This is a genomic window from Corallibacter vietnamensis, assembly GCF_039537875.1.
Classification (GTDB): Bacteria; Bacteroidota; Bacteroidia; order Flavobacteriales; family Flavobacteriaceae; genus Corallibacter; species Corallibacter vietnamensis.
Genome location: NZ_BAABBI010000001.1, coordinates 390,018 through 407,978, shown reverse-complemented (window position 1 = coordinate 407,978; position 17,961 = coordinate 390,018). Strand labels below are relative to the sequence as shown.

The 17,961-nt window shown below is 32.4% G+C and carries 19 protein-coding genes; 15 read left to right on the top strand and 4 right to left on the bottom strand.

Annotation, left to right across the window (positions count from 1 at the left end; all coding sequences use genetic code 11):
* Positions 1–21 precede the first annotated feature (21 nt).
* From ABD690_RS01955 to gldD, 3 genes are read left to right on the top strand one after another with little or no spacing between them, the layout of a single operon-like run.
* Positions 22–462, top strand: a complete 441-nt coding sequence (locus tag ABD690_RS01955) for a single-stranded DNA-binding protein (RefSeq protein ID WP_344726500.1) — start codon at positions 22–24, stop codon at positions 460–462.
* A gap of 23 nt (positions 463–485) precedes the next feature.
* Positions 486–1,790, top strand: a complete 1,305-nt coding sequence (locus ABD690_RS01950; protein ID WP_344726498.1) for a gliding motility-associated protein GldE — start codon at positions 486–488, stop codon at positions 1,788–1,790.
* A gap of 3 nt (positions 1,791–1,793) precedes the next feature.
* Positions 1,794–2,381 (top strand): gliding motility lipoprotein GldD, encoded by a 588-nt coding sequence (gene gldD, locus ABD690_RS01945; RefSeq protein WP_344726496.1) that lies wholly within the window; start codon positions 1,794–1,796, stop codon positions 2,379–2,381.
* Between the two features lie 32 nt (positions 2,382–2,413).
* Here gldD and ABD690_RS01940 read toward each other — a convergent pair whose 3' ends face one another.
* Positions 2,414–2,806 carry a heavy-metal-associated domain-containing protein gene (locus tag ABD690_RS01940; RefSeq protein WP_344726494.1) on the bottom strand — a complete coding sequence of 131 codons (393 nt, stop codon included), beginning with the start codon at positions 2,804–2,806 and terminating at the stop codon, positions 2,414–2,416.
* 92 nt (positions 2,807–2,898) lie between these two features.
* Here ABD690_RS01940 and ABD690_RS01935 point away from each other — a divergent pair, with 92 nt between their 5' ends.
* The gene (locus ABD690_RS01935) at positions 2,899–3,780 is read left to right on the top strand and encodes a DMT family transporter (RefSeq protein ID WP_344726492.1); all 882 of its coding nucleotides are present in this window, start codon (positions 2,899–2,901) and stop codon (positions 3,778–3,780) included.
* A 40-nt stretch (positions 3,781–3,820) separates the two neighbouring features.
* On the opposite strand, the gene ABD690_RS01930 is transcribed toward ABD690_RS01935, so the two are convergent.
* Complete coding sequence (locus ABD690_RS01930) at positions 3,821–5,869, bottom strand: M16 family metallopeptidase (RefSeq protein WP_344726491.1); 2,049 nt, start codon at positions 5,867–5,869, stop codon at positions 3,821–3,823.
* An 18-nt stretch (positions 5,870–5,887) separates the two neighbouring features.
* Positions 5,888–7,207, bottom strand: coding sequence for a M16 family metallopeptidase (locus tag ABD690_RS01925; RefSeq protein WP_344726489.1), 1,320 nt, complete (start codon positions 7,205–7,207; stop codon positions 5,888–5,890).
* 194 nt (positions 7,208–7,401) lie between these two features.
* Between ABD690_RS01925 and ABD690_RS01920 the strand changes: the two genes are divergently transcribed.
* The 3 genes from ABD690_RS01920 (at position 7,402) to rpmA (ending at position 8,887) form a co-directional block, all read left to right on the top strand.
* A complete protein-coding gene (locus tag ABD690_RS01920; protein ID WP_344726487.1) occupies positions 7,402–7,854 on the top strand; it encodes a DUF4199 family protein in 453 nt (150 codons plus the stop codon).
* A gap of 81 nt (positions 7,855–7,935) precedes the next feature.
* On the top strand, positions 7,936–8,592 hold the full coding sequence (rplU, locus tag ABD690_RS01915; RefSeq protein ID WP_344726485.1) for a 50S ribosomal protein L21: 657 nt from the start codon (positions 7,936–7,938) through the stop codon (positions 8,590–8,592).
* A gap of 34 nt (positions 8,593–8,626) precedes the next feature.
* Positions 8,627–8,887 carry a 50S ribosomal protein L27 gene (rpmA, locus tag ABD690_RS01910; protein ID WP_344726483.1) on the top strand — a complete coding sequence of 87 codons (261 nt, stop codon included), beginning with the start codon at positions 8,627–8,629 and terminating at the stop codon, positions 8,885–8,887.
* A 145-nt stretch (positions 8,888–9,032) separates the two neighbouring features.
* Here the strand turns inward: rpmA and ahcY are convergent, their stop codons facing one another.
* Positions 9,033–10,349, bottom strand: coding sequence for an adenosylhomocysteinase (ahcY, locus tag ABD690_RS01905; RefSeq protein ID WP_344726481.1), 1,317 nt, complete (start codon positions 10,347–10,349; stop codon positions 9,033–9,035).
* A 133-nt stretch (positions 10,350–10,482) separates the two neighbouring features.
* On the opposite strand from ahcY, the gene ABD690_RS01900 reads away from it, so the two are divergent.
* From ABD690_RS01900 to ABD690_RS01865, 8 genes are all read left to right on the top strand, one after another.
* On the top strand, positions 10,483–11,112 hold the full coding sequence (locus tag ABD690_RS01900) for a 4'-phosphopantetheinyl transferase family protein (protein WP_344726479.1): 630 nt from the start codon (positions 10,483–10,485) through the stop codon (positions 11,110–11,112).
* The gene (locus ABD690_RS01895; RefSeq protein WP_344726477.1) at positions 11,113–11,838 is read left to right on the top strand and encodes a phosphoglycerol geranylgeranyltransferase; all 726 of its coding nucleotides are present in this window, start codon (positions 11,113–11,115) and stop codon (positions 11,836–11,838) included.
* 2 nt (positions 11,839–11,840) lie between these two features.
* On the top strand, positions 11,841–12,101 hold the full coding sequence (locus ABD690_RS01890; RefSeq protein WP_344726475.1) for a thiamine-binding protein: 261 nt from the start codon (positions 11,841–11,843) through the stop codon (positions 12,099–12,101).
* Complete coding sequence (gene pnuC / locus ABD690_RS01885; RefSeq protein WP_344726473.1) at positions 12,085–12,717, top strand: nicotinamide riboside transporter PnuC; 633 nt, start codon at positions 12,085–12,087, stop codon at positions 12,715–12,717. Before ABD690_RS01890 ends, pnuC begins: the two co-directional genes overlap by 17 nt.
* Entirely contained in the window at positions 12,678–13,244 is a 567-nt protein-coding gene (locus tag ABD690_RS01880) for an AAA family ATPase (RefSeq protein WP_344726471.1), read from the top strand. The genes pnuC and ABD690_RS01880 overlap by 40 nt, the downstream gene beginning before the upstream one ends.
* The gene (locus tag ABD690_RS01875) at positions 13,241–14,797 is read left to right on the top strand and encodes a DUF4301 family protein (protein WP_344726469.1); all 1,557 of its coding nucleotides are present in this window, start codon (positions 13,241–13,243) and stop codon (positions 14,795–14,797) included. Before ABD690_RS01880 ends, ABD690_RS01875 begins: the two co-directional genes overlap by 4 nt.
* Position 14,798: 1 nt before the next feature.
* Positions 14,799–15,206, top strand: coding sequence for an alternative ribosome rescue aminoacyl-tRNA hydrolase ArfB (gene arfB, locus ABD690_RS01870; RefSeq protein WP_344726467.1), 408 nt, complete (start codon positions 14,799–14,801; stop codon positions 15,204–15,206).
* 236 nt (positions 15,207–15,442) lie between these two features.
* Positions 15,443–17,692 (top strand): TonB-dependent receptor, encoded by a 2,250-nt coding sequence (locus ABD690_RS01865; RefSeq protein WP_344726465.1) that lies wholly within the window; start codon positions 15,443–15,445, stop codon positions 17,690–17,692.
* Positions 17,693–17,961 lie beyond the last annotated feature (269 nt).

Genomic DNA, 17,961 nt, shown 5'->3' with positions numbered 1-17,961 from the left:
GCTTTAATAAAACTATAAATTATGTCAGGAACATTGAATAAAGTTATGCTAATTGGGCATTTAGGAGATGAAGTGAAAATGCACTATTTTGAAGGTGGCGGCTGTGTTGGTCGTTTTCCATTAGCCACTAACGAAACTTATACAAATAAGCAAACAAACGAGCGTGTTACTAATACCGAATGGCATAATATTGTAGTAAGAAATAAAGGTGCTGAAATATGTGAAAAGTACTTAAGTAAAGGAGATAGAATATATGTTGAAGGCCGTATTAAAACCAGAAAATGGCAAGATGATAGCGGTAATGATCGTTATTCAACCGAAATACAATGTACAGACTTTACATTTTTAACAACAAAAAATGAAAGCTTAAATCAAGCATCTTCACAGCAACCACAAGCTAATAGCCAAACAAAACCTAAAGATCACAATATTGAAGATGGTGATGATGATTTACCATTCTAATTGTTTAACTAAAATATACGTAATTGGATCCTGAACCCCCGAGTTTTTATTTTGCTTTATTAACGATTGATTTCTCAATTGTTTTTGGTTATGTATTATTGTTAATACTTCTGTTATGCTCTGCTTTAATTTCTGGAGCCGAAGTTGCAATGTTCTCATTAACGCGAACAGATATAGATGATAATATAGATGAAAACACAAACGCCCTAAACATAATAACAAAGCTTTTAGAGCGTCCTAAAAAACTACTAGCAACTATTTTAGTAGCCAATAACTTTATTAATATAGGTATCGTTATTTTATTTGCTTACTTAAGTGACTTTTTATTTAAAAGTATAGACTCTGAAATACTACAATTTTTTCTTGAAGTTGTAGTTATAACATTCCTTATATTACTTTTTGGAGAAATTTTACCAAAAATTTACGCTAGTAGAAATAGACTGAAATTTGCTGTTTTTATGGCCTATCCATTGCGGGTTTTAGATATTGTTTTTTCACCATTAAGTTTACCTATGAGAAGCGTTACTATAGCAATACATAGTAAATTGGGTAAACAAAAATCAAACATAAGCGTAGATCAGTTATCTCAAGCTTTAGAGCTTACAAGCGAAGAAGACACAACCATGGAAGAACAAAAAATTCTTCAAGGAATTGTCTCTTTTGGAAATACAGATACCAAGCAAGTAATGAGACCACGTATAGATATTTTTGCATTAAACATAAATCAAAAATACTCTGAAATTATTCCTGAAATAATAACCAATGGCTATTCTAGAATTCCAGTTTTTGAAGATAATGTAGATACTATAAAAGGAATTCTTTATGTAAAAGATTTATTACCTTTTATAGATAGGAAACAGTTTGACTGGACAACCTTATTGCGAGAACCATTTTTTGTGCCAGAAAACAAAAAACTAGATGATTTAATGGCTGAATTTCAAGAAAAGAAAGTACATTTGGCTGTGGTTGTAGATGAATATGGAGGGACTTCAGGGCTTATTTCATTAGAAGATATTATTGAAGAAATAGTAGGCGATATTAGTGATGAGTTTGATGACGAAGATTTAATTTATTCTAAGTTAGATGATAAAAACTATGTGTTTGAAGGGAAAACACCTTTAAAAGATTTTTATAAAATAGTAAAGCTTGAGAGTGATACACTTTTTGAAGATAATAAAGGTGAAGCTGAAACCATAGCAGGATTTGTTTTAGAAACATCAAAAAGTTTCCCTAAACCAGGAAGTAAAATAAATTTTGAAAATTACGTTTTTACTATAGAAGCTTTAGATAAAAAGCGAATAAAACGTGTAAAAATAACGCTCCCATAATTTATGAAATACCTTAATATTTTTGTTTTTATATTACTTTTTTGTCTATGCCTTTCTTGTGGAAATAATCCTGTTCCTAAACCAAATGCCTACTTAAGGTTAGATTACCCTGAAGCAGAGTATCAAGAAACAAATTTGAATTTACCTTTTACTTTTGAAAAAAATAAATTGGCTGAAAATGTAGTGCTAAAACCAGTAAGAGGATCTGAAGATTATGGTGTCAATTTAGAGTATCCCTCATTAAAAGGGGTTATATATTTAACTTATAAACCTGTTGATGATGATGTTGAGCATTTAAAAATACTTTTAAGAGATGCTCAAAGCTTTACACAAGAGCATACGCTTAAAGCTGATGAAATTATAGAACAGGTTTACGAAAATAAAAAACACAAGGTTTACGGTATGTTTTATGAGGTAGGCGGTAATGCGGCTTCTCAATCCCAATTTTATGTGACAGATAGTGTTAATCACTTTTTAACAGGGTCGTTGTATTTTTATGCAAAGCCAAATTACGATTCTATTCTTCCGGCTGCATATTATTTACAAAAAGATATTCAGCATATCATGGAAACCGTACAATGGAAACAATAAAAAAAGCCTCTCAAATTTGAGAGGCTTTTTTGTTAGTTTTTTTCAGAAAACTCATCAACAGTTTTCATGTCTTTCACAGAGTAGGCATCGCCTGTCTTTTTTACTACCTCTTCAAGCGATGTAGTAGTTACTTTAGCATTATCATACTCTACCATAGCTAATTTTTTGTCAAAGTCTACTTTAGCAAACTTTACACCTTCCATTTTAGCCATTTTCTTTTCAATGGTTTTAGCACAACCCATTGCACAAGTCATACCATCTATAGTAAATTCAGCTTTAGCATAAGTGGCATTAGGATCTAATTCTGCTTTTTCAGTAGTAGTTTCTACTTCAACAGTTTTTACTTCTGGTGTTGCGTTGTTTTTACAGCTTACAATTGTAACTGTAAAGCAAGCAATTACAATAATATTTTTGAATAGTTTCATTTATAGTACAAATTAAATTTGTTACAAATTTAATGATAAATAGTGTTTATTACGTTAATAAGTGAGAATTTTGTGATTTAAAAAAATAGCATATGAAGCATATTCAAGTAAAGTGGTTATATCTCTTTACGCTTTCTTTAATTTGGGGAACTTCTTTTATTTTAATTAAGAAGTCTTTATTAGGGTTAACGCCATATCAGTTAGGAGCTTTAAGAACAGTAATAACAGGTTTTTTCTTATTGATAGCAGGTTTTAAAAGTTTGAGAACAATAGCGACACATCAATGGAAATGGATCGCTTTATCTGGTTTATTGGGGTCTTTTCTTCCTGCATTTTTCTTTGCTATTGCCGAAACCGAAATAGATAGTGCTATTGTTTCTATTTTAAATTCGCTAGTGCCACTTAATACTATTTTGTTTGGTTTTGCTGTTTTTAAGATAGCTTCATCTAGACGTCAAATATTAGGTGTTATTATTGGCTTTATAGGAACAGCAATTTTAATATTAAAAGGCGCAGAGCTTAATCCAAATCAAAATTATTTATACGCAGGTTTTGTTATTGCATCTACTGTGATGTATGCATTAAATGTGAATATTATAAAACGATATTTACAAGACGTAAAGCCATTAGGAATTGCAGCAGGGAACTACTCTGTTATTATTTTACCAGCTGTTGTGGTTTTGTTTTTTACGGATTTTTTCTCTGATACAACGTGGAGTCATCCTGATTTTAAATTGTCGTTAGTTTATGTTACTATTTTGGCTTTTTTTGGTACAGCTTTAGCTAAAGTGTTTTTTAATAAACTAGTACAAATATCTACACCTGTTTTTGCTTCTTCTGTAACATATGTCATGCCCATTGTGGCTTTGACTTGGGGTTTTATAGATGGTGAAGGCTTTAGTTTGCTACAAGGGTTTGCGGCAGTTATCATATTAATTGGGGTTTATTTATCTCAAAAAAAGAAAAAAGCCTGAAGCATTGCTTCAGGCTTTTTTTAAGTTGTTAGGCTCTTAATTAGTCAAAATCAGAATCACTAACACCTTCGTTTACTTTAACTTCTTTTACAATGAAATCAAATTTACGAGGTCCCATAGTTTGTGAAATTTTGAAAGGAAACTTAACGCCTGCTACTTCTTTATAGTCAGTGAAAAATGTTTCACTTTGTCCCATTTCAGAGGTTTTAACTTCTTTTATTTTTAAACCAGACTCAACACTGTAATAAATACTAGTTTCATCGTCTACTTTAACTTTGTAAGCTTTTTCTCCATCAAGATTTTCTATTTTTTCTAAAGTTACACCACCATTTAAGTAATTAACTTCAGGGAAAGGAGAAGATTCTACAATTGCTTCTTTTACTTCTTCTTCGCTCATGTCTGTTTTTTGACCTTGAGCTACAGTATATCCTGTTTTACCATCTACAACACGTTTCATTATAGATTGTCCCATTGCTGAAATTTCTTGAGCAGATTGATTTTTAGATGTTTTTTTCATTTCTAAATTCATCATCATGCCAGGTTGTAATTCAGCTTCAGCTAAAATTAAAACAGAATTTACATTGTCTAATTTAGCTTTTCCGCCAATAGCTTCGATGTATGCGTTTAATACTTTGTTAACATCAACATCAGCAGGCATTTCTATTTCATAGTTTGGCTTTTCTGTTGGGTTTGCATAACTATCAAAATATTTGATAGGAATTCCTGTTTTTTCAAGGTTTTCAAGAACTTCGCTACCTTTTCCTACTACAACAACACGTGCGTTTTCAGGTTTAAAATACTTATTTGCTACACGGTTTACATCGGCAGCTGTTACAGCATTAATTTTTTGAAGGTATGTTGTGTAAAAGTCTTTTGGTAAATCGTTAATTTTTATGCTTAAAGCATAACGAGCAATAGTTTGTGGGTTTTCAAGAGCAAGTACAAAATCACCAACATATTTAGCTTTAGCATTAGCTAATGCTTCAGCAGATACAGGTTCTGTTTTTATTCTGTTTATCTCTTTTAGTGTCTGAACAACAGCGCTGTCTGTTACCATATTTCTTACAGAAGCACCAGCTCTAAATCGAGAAACATACTTATCAGCGCTTAATCCAGAACGGGCTCCATAGGTGTAACCATGTTCTTCTCTAAGATTCATGTTTAAGTAGCTGTTGAATCCGCCACCTAAAATTTTATTAGCAATTAAAACTGAATGATAATCAGGGTCATTCATTTTTAAATCTACATTATTAGTTACAGAGATGTTAGACTGTACAGCATTTGGCATATCTATAAAATCTATTTCGGTTTTAGCTACATTATTTTTAGCTGCTGGTACAGGAGCTGTTACGTCTAATGATTTTTTCCATTTACCGAAATATTTTTTTACTTGCTTTTCAATAGTTCTAAAATCTACATCACCAACAACAACTAAATATGCATTTGTTGGATTGAAGTTTTCTTGATAAAAAGCATTTACATTGTTAAGTGTAATATTGTTTAGGGTTTCTTCACTAATGTATTCTCCGTATGGGTGATGTGTTCCGTATGCTAAAGCACTTCCTACTCGTCCAGCTACAGCGTCAACACTCTTTTCATTAGATTTGATTCCTTCTAGAGCTTTTTCTTTTTCTTTTTGAAATTCTTCTTCGGTAAGTAAAGGGTTGATTGCTGCATCAGCCATTAATTCTAAAATTCTTTCAGAATATTTAGACAGAGCGCTAGCAAAACCACCACGGTAGCTAAAACTCATGCTGGCTCCAAGGAAATCTATTTCTTCATTAAACTCATCTTTAGAAATTGATGTTGTCCCGTTTCCTAGCATACTTCCTAATAATCCAGAAACACCAGCGATTTTTCCTTCTTTAACAGGATTATTGTCAATAGTTAAAGTGTAAGAAACACGAGGTAATTTGTGGTTTTCTACAACAAGAACTTTTAGTCCGTTTTTTAGTTCAAATTCACCAGGAGTTTCCAAAGTTATTTTTGGTGCAGGTCCTGGTTCAGGTTGTTTAGAACGATCTATTTGTGCAGATACACCAACAGATAGTAAAAACAATGCGATTACTGTATATATGTTTTTTTTCATTGTATTATTTTTAATGTTTTATTGGTCGTCTTTTTTAGGTAAATATTCTAAAACTAAACGTTGATTAGGATTCAAGTACTTTTTAGCTACTGCCTGAATGTCTTCTCTTGTAATTGATCTATAAATATCAATTTCGTTATTTATAAGCTCTGTGTTACCAAAAAGCATGTAGTAACGAGCAAGAGAGTTTGCAATACCAGATATACTTGAGTTAGAGTTTACAAATTGGTTTTCAAAAATGTTTTGAAGTTTTTGGTAATCTCTTTCAGAAATTAATTCATTTTGAACTTTTACAATTTCCTCGTCAATTTCTTTTACTAAATCATCAAGTTTTACATCTCCTAAAGGAAGACCAAATAATATATATGTTCCGTAATCTTCTTGGCTATTGTTAAATGCGCCTACTTGAAGTGCCATTTTCTTCTCGTCTACAAGTTTTTTGTATAATACAGACGATTTTCCGCTACTTAAGTATGTTGATAACATATCTAGAACATAAGCATCTCTATCTTTCATAGATGGCGTTCTGTATGCAGCAACTACAGCTGGAATTTGAATATTTGGGTCGTAAGCTTTAGCTCTAATAGTTTCAGTAATAGGGTCTTCTTTAGGGAAGTTTCTTGTAATCTCTTCTCCTCTAGGAATTGGACCAAAGTAATCTTGAATCATTTTCTTTACAGAAGGCACATCAATATCACCAGCAACTACTAAAACAGCATTGTTTGGCACATAGAATTTTTTGTTAAATGCTTGAAACTCTTCAAGAGTTGCAGCATCTAAATGTTCCATCTCACCAATAGTTGTCCATCGGTAAGGGTGTTTTTTAAACATATTCTTCTTTACGTTTTCAAAGAATCTACCATATGGTTGGTTGTCTACACGTAAACGTTTTTCTTCTTTTACAACTTCGTTTTGAGTGTCTACACCTATTTGATTAATAATAGGGTGCATTAAACGTTCAGACTCCATCCATAAACCAAGTTCTACACTGTTAGATGGAAATACTTCGTAGTAATATGTTCTGTCATCTGTAGTATTAGCGTTATTGCTACCACCGTTTGATGTTACTATGGTAAACCACTCACCACGTTCAATGTTTTCTGTTCCTTCAAATAAAAGATGTTCAAAAAAATGAGCAAAACCTGTGCGTTCTGGGTTTTCATCTTTAGCACCAACATGATACATAACAGAGGTTGTAACTACAGGAGCAGAGTTGTCTTGATGTAAAATAACGTGCATGCCGTTATCTAAATCGTACTCTTCATACTTGACTTCTTGTGCAGTTGCTAAAGCGCCAACTAACAACAAAGAAGCAAATGAGAATATACTTTTTTTCATTTTAGGTTGTTTTTTGAATTTATAAAGTTTCTTATATGTCTAAAACTTTAGGGAAAAGTTACAGATGCTCAAAAATAAAGAAAACAGATATAAGTTTATTCATAAGATTATTAAATTTTTAAGCTTTAATTATTATAAACCATAAATTTTTCCGAAATTTAAAGATAAGTAACCGCTCAAAATTATATGTAATTATGAAATCTACTATTTCTGTCGCGGTAAAGTATGGGGTTTTTACCGCAGTAATGTTAATTGCTTATTTTTTAATTTTAAAACTATGTGATTTACACAACAACCCTTGGTTTAGATTGTTTAATGGATTAATTGTAGCTTATGGTGTATATGTCGCAATTAAATATTATAAGGTAACTTCAGGAACCACATTTAACTATACCAATGGTTTTAAAGCAGGCCTATTGACAGGTTTTTTTGCCACATTTTTGTTCACGCTGTTTATGGCTATTTATTTATTTCATTTAGATGTTGACTTTAAGAATAACTTGTTGAAAGACTGGTTTCAAGATTACAATCAAGGAGGTGGAATACTCATCTTTATTATTCTTATAGAAGGGTTGTCTTCTTCTGCAATTTTAGCATTAGCATTTATGCAATTGTTTAAAAACAGTAAAAATCTTAACCCAAAATAAATAAAACGTTTGTAGTTTAATTAATTAGCAGTATATTTGCACTCATTTTTTGAACAAATTAATTAATATAAACGTTACGCTATGTACGCAATTGTAGAGATAGCAGGGCAACAATTCAAAGTTGAAAAAGACCAAAAAGTCTTTGTAAATCGTTTATCTGTAGAAGAAGGAGAAGCAGTATCTTTTGATAATGTACTTCTTTTAGGAGACGGAGACAAAGTAACTGTAGGCGCCCCAGCTATAAATGGAGCTCAAGTAGGAGCAAAAGTTTTAAAGCACCTTAAAGGTGATAAAGTTATCGTTTTCAAGAAAAAGAGACGTAAAGGTTACCGTGTTAAAAATGGACACAGACAATCTTTAACTGAAATTGTAATTGAAAACATCGTAGCATCAGGAGCAAAGCCAGCTGCAAAAGCTGAAAAGAAAGCTGCTCCAGCTAAAAAAGAAGCGCCAAAAGCTGCTTCTAAAAAGTCAGCTGCAAAAGCAGATGATTTAAAGAAAATTGAAGGTGCAGGACCAAAAGCTGCTGAAGCATTAGTAAATGCAGGATATGAAACATTTGCTAAAGTTGCAAAGGCAAAACCTGAAGAGTTAAGCGCTGTATTATCAGAAGCAAGCTCAAGATTAGCTCATATTGTAACAGATACTTGGCCAAAACAAGCTGCATTAGCTGCTGATGGTAAGTGGGATGAGTTAAAAGAATTACAAGACAGATTAGACGGCGGAATCGAAAAATAATCCGTTATTATTAATAATATAAAACCTTAAGACAATGGCTCATAAAAAAGGAGTAGGTAGTTCTAAAAACGGTAGAGAATCAGAATCGAAACGATTAGGTGTTAAGATTTTTGGTGGTCAAGCTGCTGTAGCAGGAAATATCATCGTAAGACAAAGAGGTACTGCACATAATCCAGGTGAAAATGTGTATGCTGGAAAAGATCATACGTTACACGCTAAAGTTGACGGTATCGTAAAATTTACAAAGAAAAAAGATAATAAATCTTATGTTTCTGTAGAGCCTTTTGAGGCTTAAGAAACAGGTTTCTTTACTAAATTAAAAAACCCTTTCTGGAAACAGAAAGGGTTTTTTGTAAGTAAACTTTGCTAGAATATATTGTATAAAAAAAGTCCAAACTGTATGTTTGGACTTTTTTATTATATCTAAAAGCAAAAAGTGTTTAGTATCTGTAGTATTCAGGTTTAAAAGGACCTTCTACCTTAACACCAATATACTCTGCTTGGTCTTGCTTAAGTTCTGTTAGCTCAACGCCAATTTTTTCAAGGTGTAATTTCGCTACTTTTTCATCAAGATGCTTTGGTAACATATACACTTTGTTTTCGTAAGCGTCTTTGTTGTTCCAAAGTTCTATTTGAGCCAATGTTTGGTTTGTAAACGAGTTGCTCATTACAAAACTTGGATGTCCTGTTGCACAACCTAAATTTACTAGACGACCTTGAGCTAAAATGATAACATCTTTACCGTTTACGTTGTATTTGTCAACTTGTGGCTTAATTTCATCTTTAGTGTTACCGTAGTTTTTGTTTAACCAAGCCATGTCAATTTCATTATCAAAATGTCCAATGTTACAAACTATGGTTTTGTCTTTCATAGCTTCAAAATGCTCACCACGAACAATATCTTTATTTCCTGTAGTTGTAATCACAACATCTGCATTACCAACAACAGTTTCCAGCTTCTTCACTTCAAAACCGTCCATAGCAGCTTGTAGTGCACAAATAGGATCAATTTCAGTAACAGTTACAATACTTCCTGCACCTTTAAAAGAAGCAGCAGTACCTTTACCAACATCACCATAACCACAAACAACCACACGTTTTCCAGCTAGCATAACGTCAGTTGCACGACGAATAGCATCTACAGCACTCTCACGACAACCGTATTTGTTGTCAAATTTAGATTTAGTAACGCTATCGTTTACGTTAATAGCAGGCATTGGTAGTGTGCCTTTTTCCATACGCTCGTATAAACGGTGAACACCTGTTGTAGTTTCTTCACTCAATCCGTTAATTCCAGGAACTAACTCTGGGTATCTATCTAATACCATATTTGTTAAATCACCACCATCATCAAGAATCATGTTAAGTGGCTTTCTGTCTTCACCAAAGAAAAGTGTTTGTTCAATACACCAATCAAATTCTTCTTCGGTCATATTTTTCCATGCATAAACTGCAGTGCCAGTTTCAGCAATAGCAGCAGCAGCTTGATCCTGTGTAGAAAATATGTTGCAAGAACTCCAAGTTACTTCAGCACCAAGAGCTTGTAATGTTTCAATCAAAACAGCAGTTTGAATAGTCATGTGTAAACACCCTGCAATACGAGCACCTTTTAAAGGTTGTTCATCTTTATATTCTTCACGAAGGCTCATTAAACCTGGCATTTCTGCTTCGGCTAATTCAATCTCTTTTCGTCCCCAAGCCGCAAGCGACATATCTTTTACCTTATTAGGTACGTAAGCAACAGTTTTTGTACTCATAGTTATCTTTCTTATTATTTTTTATAGTGTAACAACTTTGGCAATAGCACTTAAAATAGTTAAATTCGCTTACCAAAATTGTATGATGTGCCAAAGGCTGTGCAAAGATAATCAATAACTTTCAGAATACTAAATGCCACTATATAAAACTCTTAATCCCAATTCACAAACTACTGTTAAAATCTGGAAGATAACAGAGTCTTTTGATGAGTTAAAAAAAGATATTTATTTACGTCCAGAATGTGAAGCTCGTGTTTCAAGAATGAAAAGTGAGTTACACAAACGAGGTTTTTTAAGTGTGAGACATTTGCTAGCAGAGTTTGGGTACACAGATGCGGATTTGTTTTATGATGATAATGGTAAACCACACTTAAAAGATGGAAAGCACATTTCTATTACGCATTCGTTTACATTTTCAGGCGTTGTTGTTAGCGATACTAACGTAGGTATTGATATCGAAAAACAACGAGAAAAAATAGGTGTCATAGCGCATAAGTTTATGGAATATGAGTTTGAATACCTAGATAAAAAAGATGCATATTATATAAATAAGCTTACAGTTATTTGGTGTATTAAAGAGTCCTTGTATAAACTTTTTGCCACACCTGGTTTAAGTTTTTTACAACATACACTTGTGATTCCGTTTATGATGAAAGATGAAGAAACAATAGCTTGGATAGATTACAATAATAAAAAACACCGATACCAAACCACCTTTTTTGAGTTTGAAGGTTTTACATGTGCTTTTGCTTTACCAGCATAAATGATAACAATTTATAATAACATACAACAGGCAATTGCAAATCAAGAAAAATTATTAGCTGTTTTAATAGATCCTGATAAGTTTCATGTGCAAAATACAAAACCCTTTATTGATAAAGTGAATGCTTCCATAGCGACCCATGTTTTTGTTGGAGGTAGCGAAGTAGAAGCAGAGCTTACAACTATTTTAGTAAAAGAAATAAAGAAGCACACACAACTACCTGTGGTTTTATTTCCTGGCGATGTCACACAAATTACTGAAAGCGCTGATGCGTTATTGTTTTTATCATTAATTTCTGGAAGAAACCCAGAGTATTTAATCGGGAAACATGTTAAGGCAGTTTCAAAACTAAAAGACACGCAACTCGAGATTATTCCAACAGGATATTTGCTTATAGAAAACGGAAAAGAAACAGCTGTACAACGCGTAACAGAAACACAACCTTTACAAAAAAACAACAGCAGTCATATAGTAAACACAGCAAAAGCTGGAGAGTTTTTAGGTATGAAACTTATTTACCTTGAAGCAGGCAGCGGAGCTATCGAGCCTGTCTCAAAGCATATTATTTCTGAAGTAAAAGAAGTATTGAATATTCCACTTATTGTTGGTGGCGGAATTAGAACTACAACAGCATTACAAAATGCTTACCAAGCAGGAGCTGATGTTGTGGTTATAGGAACTGCTTTTGAAGAAGACGAATCATTTTTTGACAGTTTAAAAAAATAAATATGAAAATATCAGTAGAATTAACATTGACACCATTACATGATGATTACGAGCCATCAATCATCCATTTTATTAAAAAACTTCGAGCATCAAACCTTAAGGTGTTAGAAAATCCATTAAGCACGCAGGTTTATGGTGATTACGATGAGGTTATGCAGGTGCTTACAACCGAAATAAAAGAAGCTTTTGAACTTGTAGAAAGAGGCTTGCTGTATATGAAAATTGTAAAATCTGACAGACGCGATTATGAGCCACATTTTTGATTGGTTGTTCTCGCAGTATCAAGGTATAGATACACACTTAATAGTTCTTGAGTTTATAGGTGTCTTCTTTGGCTTTTTAAGTGTTTGGTATTCCAAGCAAGAAAACATTTTGGTGTACCCAACAGGGATTATTAGCACAGCAATTTTTGTTTATATTCTTTGGGTTTATGGTCTTTTAGGCGATATGTTTATAAATGCCTATTACTTTTCTATGAGTATTTATGGCTGGTATTTCTGGACTAGAAAAGATGATAATAACCAAGAAGTACCAGTAACAAAAACTACAAAAAAAGAACACTTGTGGAGCGCAGTTATTTTTGTTACTACAATTCTTTTTGTGGTTCTAATTTATAAAGTAAATGATAAGTTTGATTCATGGACAGCTTATGTAGATACTGTTACAACTGCCATATTTTTTGTTGGTATGTGGTTAATGGCAAAAAAGAAATTAGAAAACTGGACATACTGGATTATAGGAGACTTAATTTCTGTACCCTTATACTTTTATAAAGGGCTTGTTTTCACTTCATTTCAATATTTTTTGTTTACTATTATAGCTATTTATGGATATTTAGCATGGAAGAAAAGCTTAAACAACAACCATCAAACTGCATAAAGGTCGTTTTATTTGGCCCAGAAAGTACAGGCAAAACAATTCTGGCAAAAGCTTTGTCAGCACATTATAATACTTTGTGGGTTCCAGAATATTCAAGATTATATGCCGAAGAAAAAGCAAAAAATAAAGAGGTTTTAACCAAAAAGGATGTATTACCTATAGCTGAAGGACAAATGTTATTAGAAAACAAAATGTCTAAAAAAGCAAAAGATTTACTTATCTGTGATACTAATTTGCTTGAGACAAAAGTCTATAGTGAAATGTATTATGATAACTACTGCCCAAAAGATTTACACAAATTTGCTTTAGAAAATTACTATAATCTTTATTTTTTAACTAATATTGATATACCATGGCAAGCCGATGGTATTAGAGATAAGCCTAATGACAGAAATAATATGTTTCAAGCTTTTAAATCTGCCTTGATAACATTTAATAAACCGTTTGTTTTATTAAATGGCAATTTACAAGAGCGCTTAAGTATAGCAACAAAACATATTGATGAATTATTAAAAAATAGTGTATGAGTTTTTCTAAAAAAGATATTAAACAAATAGAACAAAAAGGCCTTACTATTGCTCAAGTAAATAAGCAAATAGAAATGTTTAAGTCCGGTTTGCCTTTTACCAATTTAGTATCTGCAGCAACAGTTGGAAATGGTATTTTAAAACTCACAAACCAAGAGGAAACTTATTACACAGAAATATTTAATAACGAAAAAGATCAAAAATGCCTCTTAAAGTTTGTTCCGGCTTCTGGAGCAGCAACTAGAATGTTTAAGTTTCTTTTTACCTTTTTAGAGGCGTATAATCCAGAAAAAGAAAGCATCAACGCTTATTTAAATAGTAAAGATAATAAGGACTTGTATATCTTTTTTGTAGGGCTAGAAAAATTTCCGTTTTATCGAGAAATAAAAGATCAGCTAAATGTATTGTACCCAGATTATGAAACGTTAAGCATAAGCAAGCAGTCGCAACTATTTGTTAAGGCTATGTTAGATGAAAACGTTATGAATTACGGAAATTTTCCTAAAGGATTATTGCCTTTTCACGAGTATAAAAACAATGTTATTTCAACAGCTTTTGAAGAACATTTATTTGAAACAGCTTTATATTCATCAAGCAGTTCTAGCGCAAAATTACACTTTACCATTTCTGAACAGCACAAAGACAAATTTAACAGCGAATTTGCCAGAATAGAAGAAAAAGTAGAGAAAAAAACAAATTCTCAATTCGATATCTCCTTTTCTTACCAAAAAGAATCTACAGACACTATCGCTGTAACACCAAAAGATAAACCATTTAGAAACGAAGATGGTAGTTTGTTATTCAGGCCTTCAGGGCATGGTGCGCTCATAGAAAATTTAAACGAGCTAGATGCCGATATTATATTTATAAAAAACATTGATAATGTAGTTGTATGTAAATACAAAGAAGAAGTAGCAAAACACAAAAAAATACTAGCAGGTATTCTAATAGAAATCCAAACTCAAGCATTTAAGTATCTTGAGCAAATAGATAATGAAACTTTAAACTGTGATGACGTTATTAGCATAGCTAAATTTTTAGTGAATAAAATGAATGTGAAAATATCTCATGAATTTGAAAAGTATGCTGAAAAATATCAAATAGAATACTTAAGAGAAAAGCTTAACAGACCGATTCGTGTTTGCGGAATGGTAAAAAATGAAGGAGAACCAGGTGGCGGACCATTTTGGGTAAAAGATGAAAGTGCAAACGTTTCACTACAAATAGTTGAAACAGCACAAATAAATAAAAAGAATACACATCAAAAAACCATCTTAAAAAACGCGACTCATTTTAATCCAGTAGATTTAGTTTGTGGTATAAAAGACTACAAAGGCAATAAGTTCAACCTTACCAAATATGTAGATCATAAAGCCGCTTTCATAACCAAAAAAACACGATTAGGAAAAGATCTTAAAGCACTAGAATTACCAGGACTTTGGAATGGTAGTATGGCCAATTGGAATACCGTTTTTGTTGAAGTACCTCTTATTACATTTAATCCTGTAAAAACCGTAAACGATTTATTAAAAGCGCCACATCAAATAAAATAGTGTGATAAACGATGAAGCTCTCATAGCAGAACTAGTCTTTAAAGCTGTAAGGAGCTCTGGAGCTGGCGGTCAGCATGTAAATAAAACAGCCTCTAAAGTTGCGTTGTATTTTGATGTAGAAGCTTCGCGGGTACTCACTGAAGAACAAAAGGCTTTGCTTATTAAAAACTTAAAATCAAGGCTCACTTTAAATTATGTGTTAATATTACAATGTGGTGAAAGTAGAAGTCAGCATAAAAATAAGGACACTGTTACAGGACGATTTTTAGAAGTCATAAATCAAGGTCTTGTAGTTCCTAAAAAACGGAAAAAAACTAAAACTCCAAAAGTAGAAAAGTTAAAACGTTTATCAAACAAGCGCCAACAATCTGAAAAAAAAGCAAGTAGAAAACCACCTAAAATAGATTAAAAAATATTTTGGATTCGTAATTCTAAAATCAGAAATCTCTACTATCTTTGCAGCGTTCTCAAAAAGGGGTGCCTATTATCGGCTGAGATCATACCCAATGAACCTAGAACAGGTAATGCTGTTTAGGGACTTTGAATACAAAAAGCTGTATCCGGAATAGCTTATGTATTCTATTTATAATCAATTATTAACAAAGAATAATGACCTCTTTTATTCGGCAAAAACTATTTTATCGAATGAAAAACCTATTCGCATTTTTAGCATTATTTGTGCTATCTGTCAGTGCTTTTTCACAAGAAAAACAACAAGATTCAACAACTGTTGAAGAACTAAAAGAAGTGCTTTTGTCAGCAACAAGAGCAAAAGACAAAACACCTGTAGCTTTTACTAACATTAGCAAAGAGCAACTTGAATCAACCAATTTAGGTCAGGATTTACCTATTTTATTAGACCAACTTCCATCAGTGGTAACAACTAGTGATGCAGGAGCAGGCGTTGGTTACACAGGTATTCGTGTGCGTGGTACAGATGCAACACGTGTAAATGTAACCATAAACGGAATTCCTTATAATGATTCTGAAAGCCAAGGTACATTTTGGGTTAATATGCCAGATTTTGTGTCTTCGGTTGAAGATATTCAATTACAACGAGGCGTTGGTACAAGTACTAATGGTTCAGGAGCTTTTGGAGCAAGTTTAAATTTAAAGACATTAGAACCATCAAAAGAAGGCTATGCAACTACAACTCATGTTGTGGGTTCATACGGAACTAGAAAACATAACGTTAGTCTTGGTTCTGGTTTGAAAAATAATTTCTATGTTGAAGGTCGCTTGTCAAAAATTATGAGCGATGGTTATATAGACAGAGCTTCATCAGACCTGTCATCATATTATACAGAAGCAGGTTATTTAGGAGAGAAAACATCTATAAAAGCCATTGTTTTTGGAGGAAAAGAGAAAACATATCAATCATGGTATGGAACCCCTGAAGCCGTTGTAAATGGCGATTTAGCAGGAATTCAGGCTTTTATTGATAGAAATTATTCTTCTGATGCTGAAGCAGCAAACATGTTGTATTCTGGTCGTACTTACAATTATTACACATATGATAATGAGGTAGATGATTATGAGCAAACTCATTATCAATTGCATTTTTCACATCAGTTTAGCGATTATTTTTCAGCAAATATTTCTGGAAACTATACACGAGGAAAAGGCTTTTTTGAGCAATATAAAGATGGAGAAGAAGTAGGTGATTATTTTCCTAACAGTCCAGATGCTAGTGAAGAAGGAGATGCAATAAGAAGACGCTGGTTAGACAATCATTTTTATGCATTTGTTTACTCTTTAAACTATCATAAAGATAACTTGAACTTATATTTAGGTGGTGGCTACAATAAATATGACGGAGATCATTTTGGAGAATTAATTTGGGATTCTTTCCCTGTATCAGTACCAATTAGGACAAACTACTACAATAGTTTAGGGAAAAAGCGTGATTACAACACATATTTTAAAGCTGAATACACTATAAGTAATAACTGGTTTGCATTTGCTGATTTACAATATAGACGTGTAGATTACTCATCATACGGGAATAGTTCAGATTTAATTCCTATAGCTGTAGATGAGCAATATAACTTCTTTAATCCAAAGTTGGGACTAACGTATTCTTTTAATAATTTCCATAGTGTTTATGGGTCTTTTGCAGTGGCAAATAGAGAGCCAAATAGAGATGATTTAACCAAAAACCCGACACTACCTAATCCTGAAAGATTGCATGATTTTGAGTTTGGTTACAAGCTTAAAAAACCAAAATACTATGCTACAGCAAACCTGTATTACATGAATTATAAAGATCAATTAGTGTTAACTGGAGATCTAGATAACGTAGGTGATGCTATTAGAATGAATGTTGATAAAAGTTATAGAGCAGGTATAGAATTACAGGCTGGTTATAAGTTTTCTAATAAATTACGTATTGATGCAAATGCTACATTTAGTAAGAATAAAATAGATGCTTTTGATTATGTGGTTTATGATACCCAATATGACCCTAATACATATGATGAGGTTTCTTACGCGCCAGTTACTACCTCATATAAAGATACAGATATTTCATTTTCACCAAATGTTGTTGCAGGAGGAACAGTAACATTTTCTCCAGTAAAAAATCTTAACCTAGCATTAATATCAAAATATGTAGGTAAGCAATATTTAGACAACACATCTAGTGATAGTAAAAGTATGGATGCTTATTTTGTAAATAACTTTAATGCATCTTTTAAGTTGAATCCGTCTTGGATGAAAGAAATTGCGTTTAATCTATTGGTAAACAATATTTTTAATGAAAAGTATGTGTCTAATGGTTATACATATAGCTATTACTATAGACCAGAAAATTCTAATGATGCACCTATCACAGAGAATTTTTATTATCCACAAGCAACTACAAACTTCTTATTGGGAGTAACATTGAAGTTTTAAACTAATTTTCTGTCAGAGCAGAAATTTTAAACAAAAAACCCAAACATCACTGTTTGGGTTTTTTATACTTTAGAGACAATGAAAAATCTTTCAACATTACGGTATTTGTTTTCAGGAATTGTATTTTCTCTATTACCTTTTTATAGTTTTATCTCATGGCTAAATGTTTTCAATCAAAAACATATAGAAAATCAAAAAGAACGATTGGTCGCTTTTAAAGATTCTTTTATGTTGTTTAATGTCAACTTGACTGTATTAAGTTTTGTAAA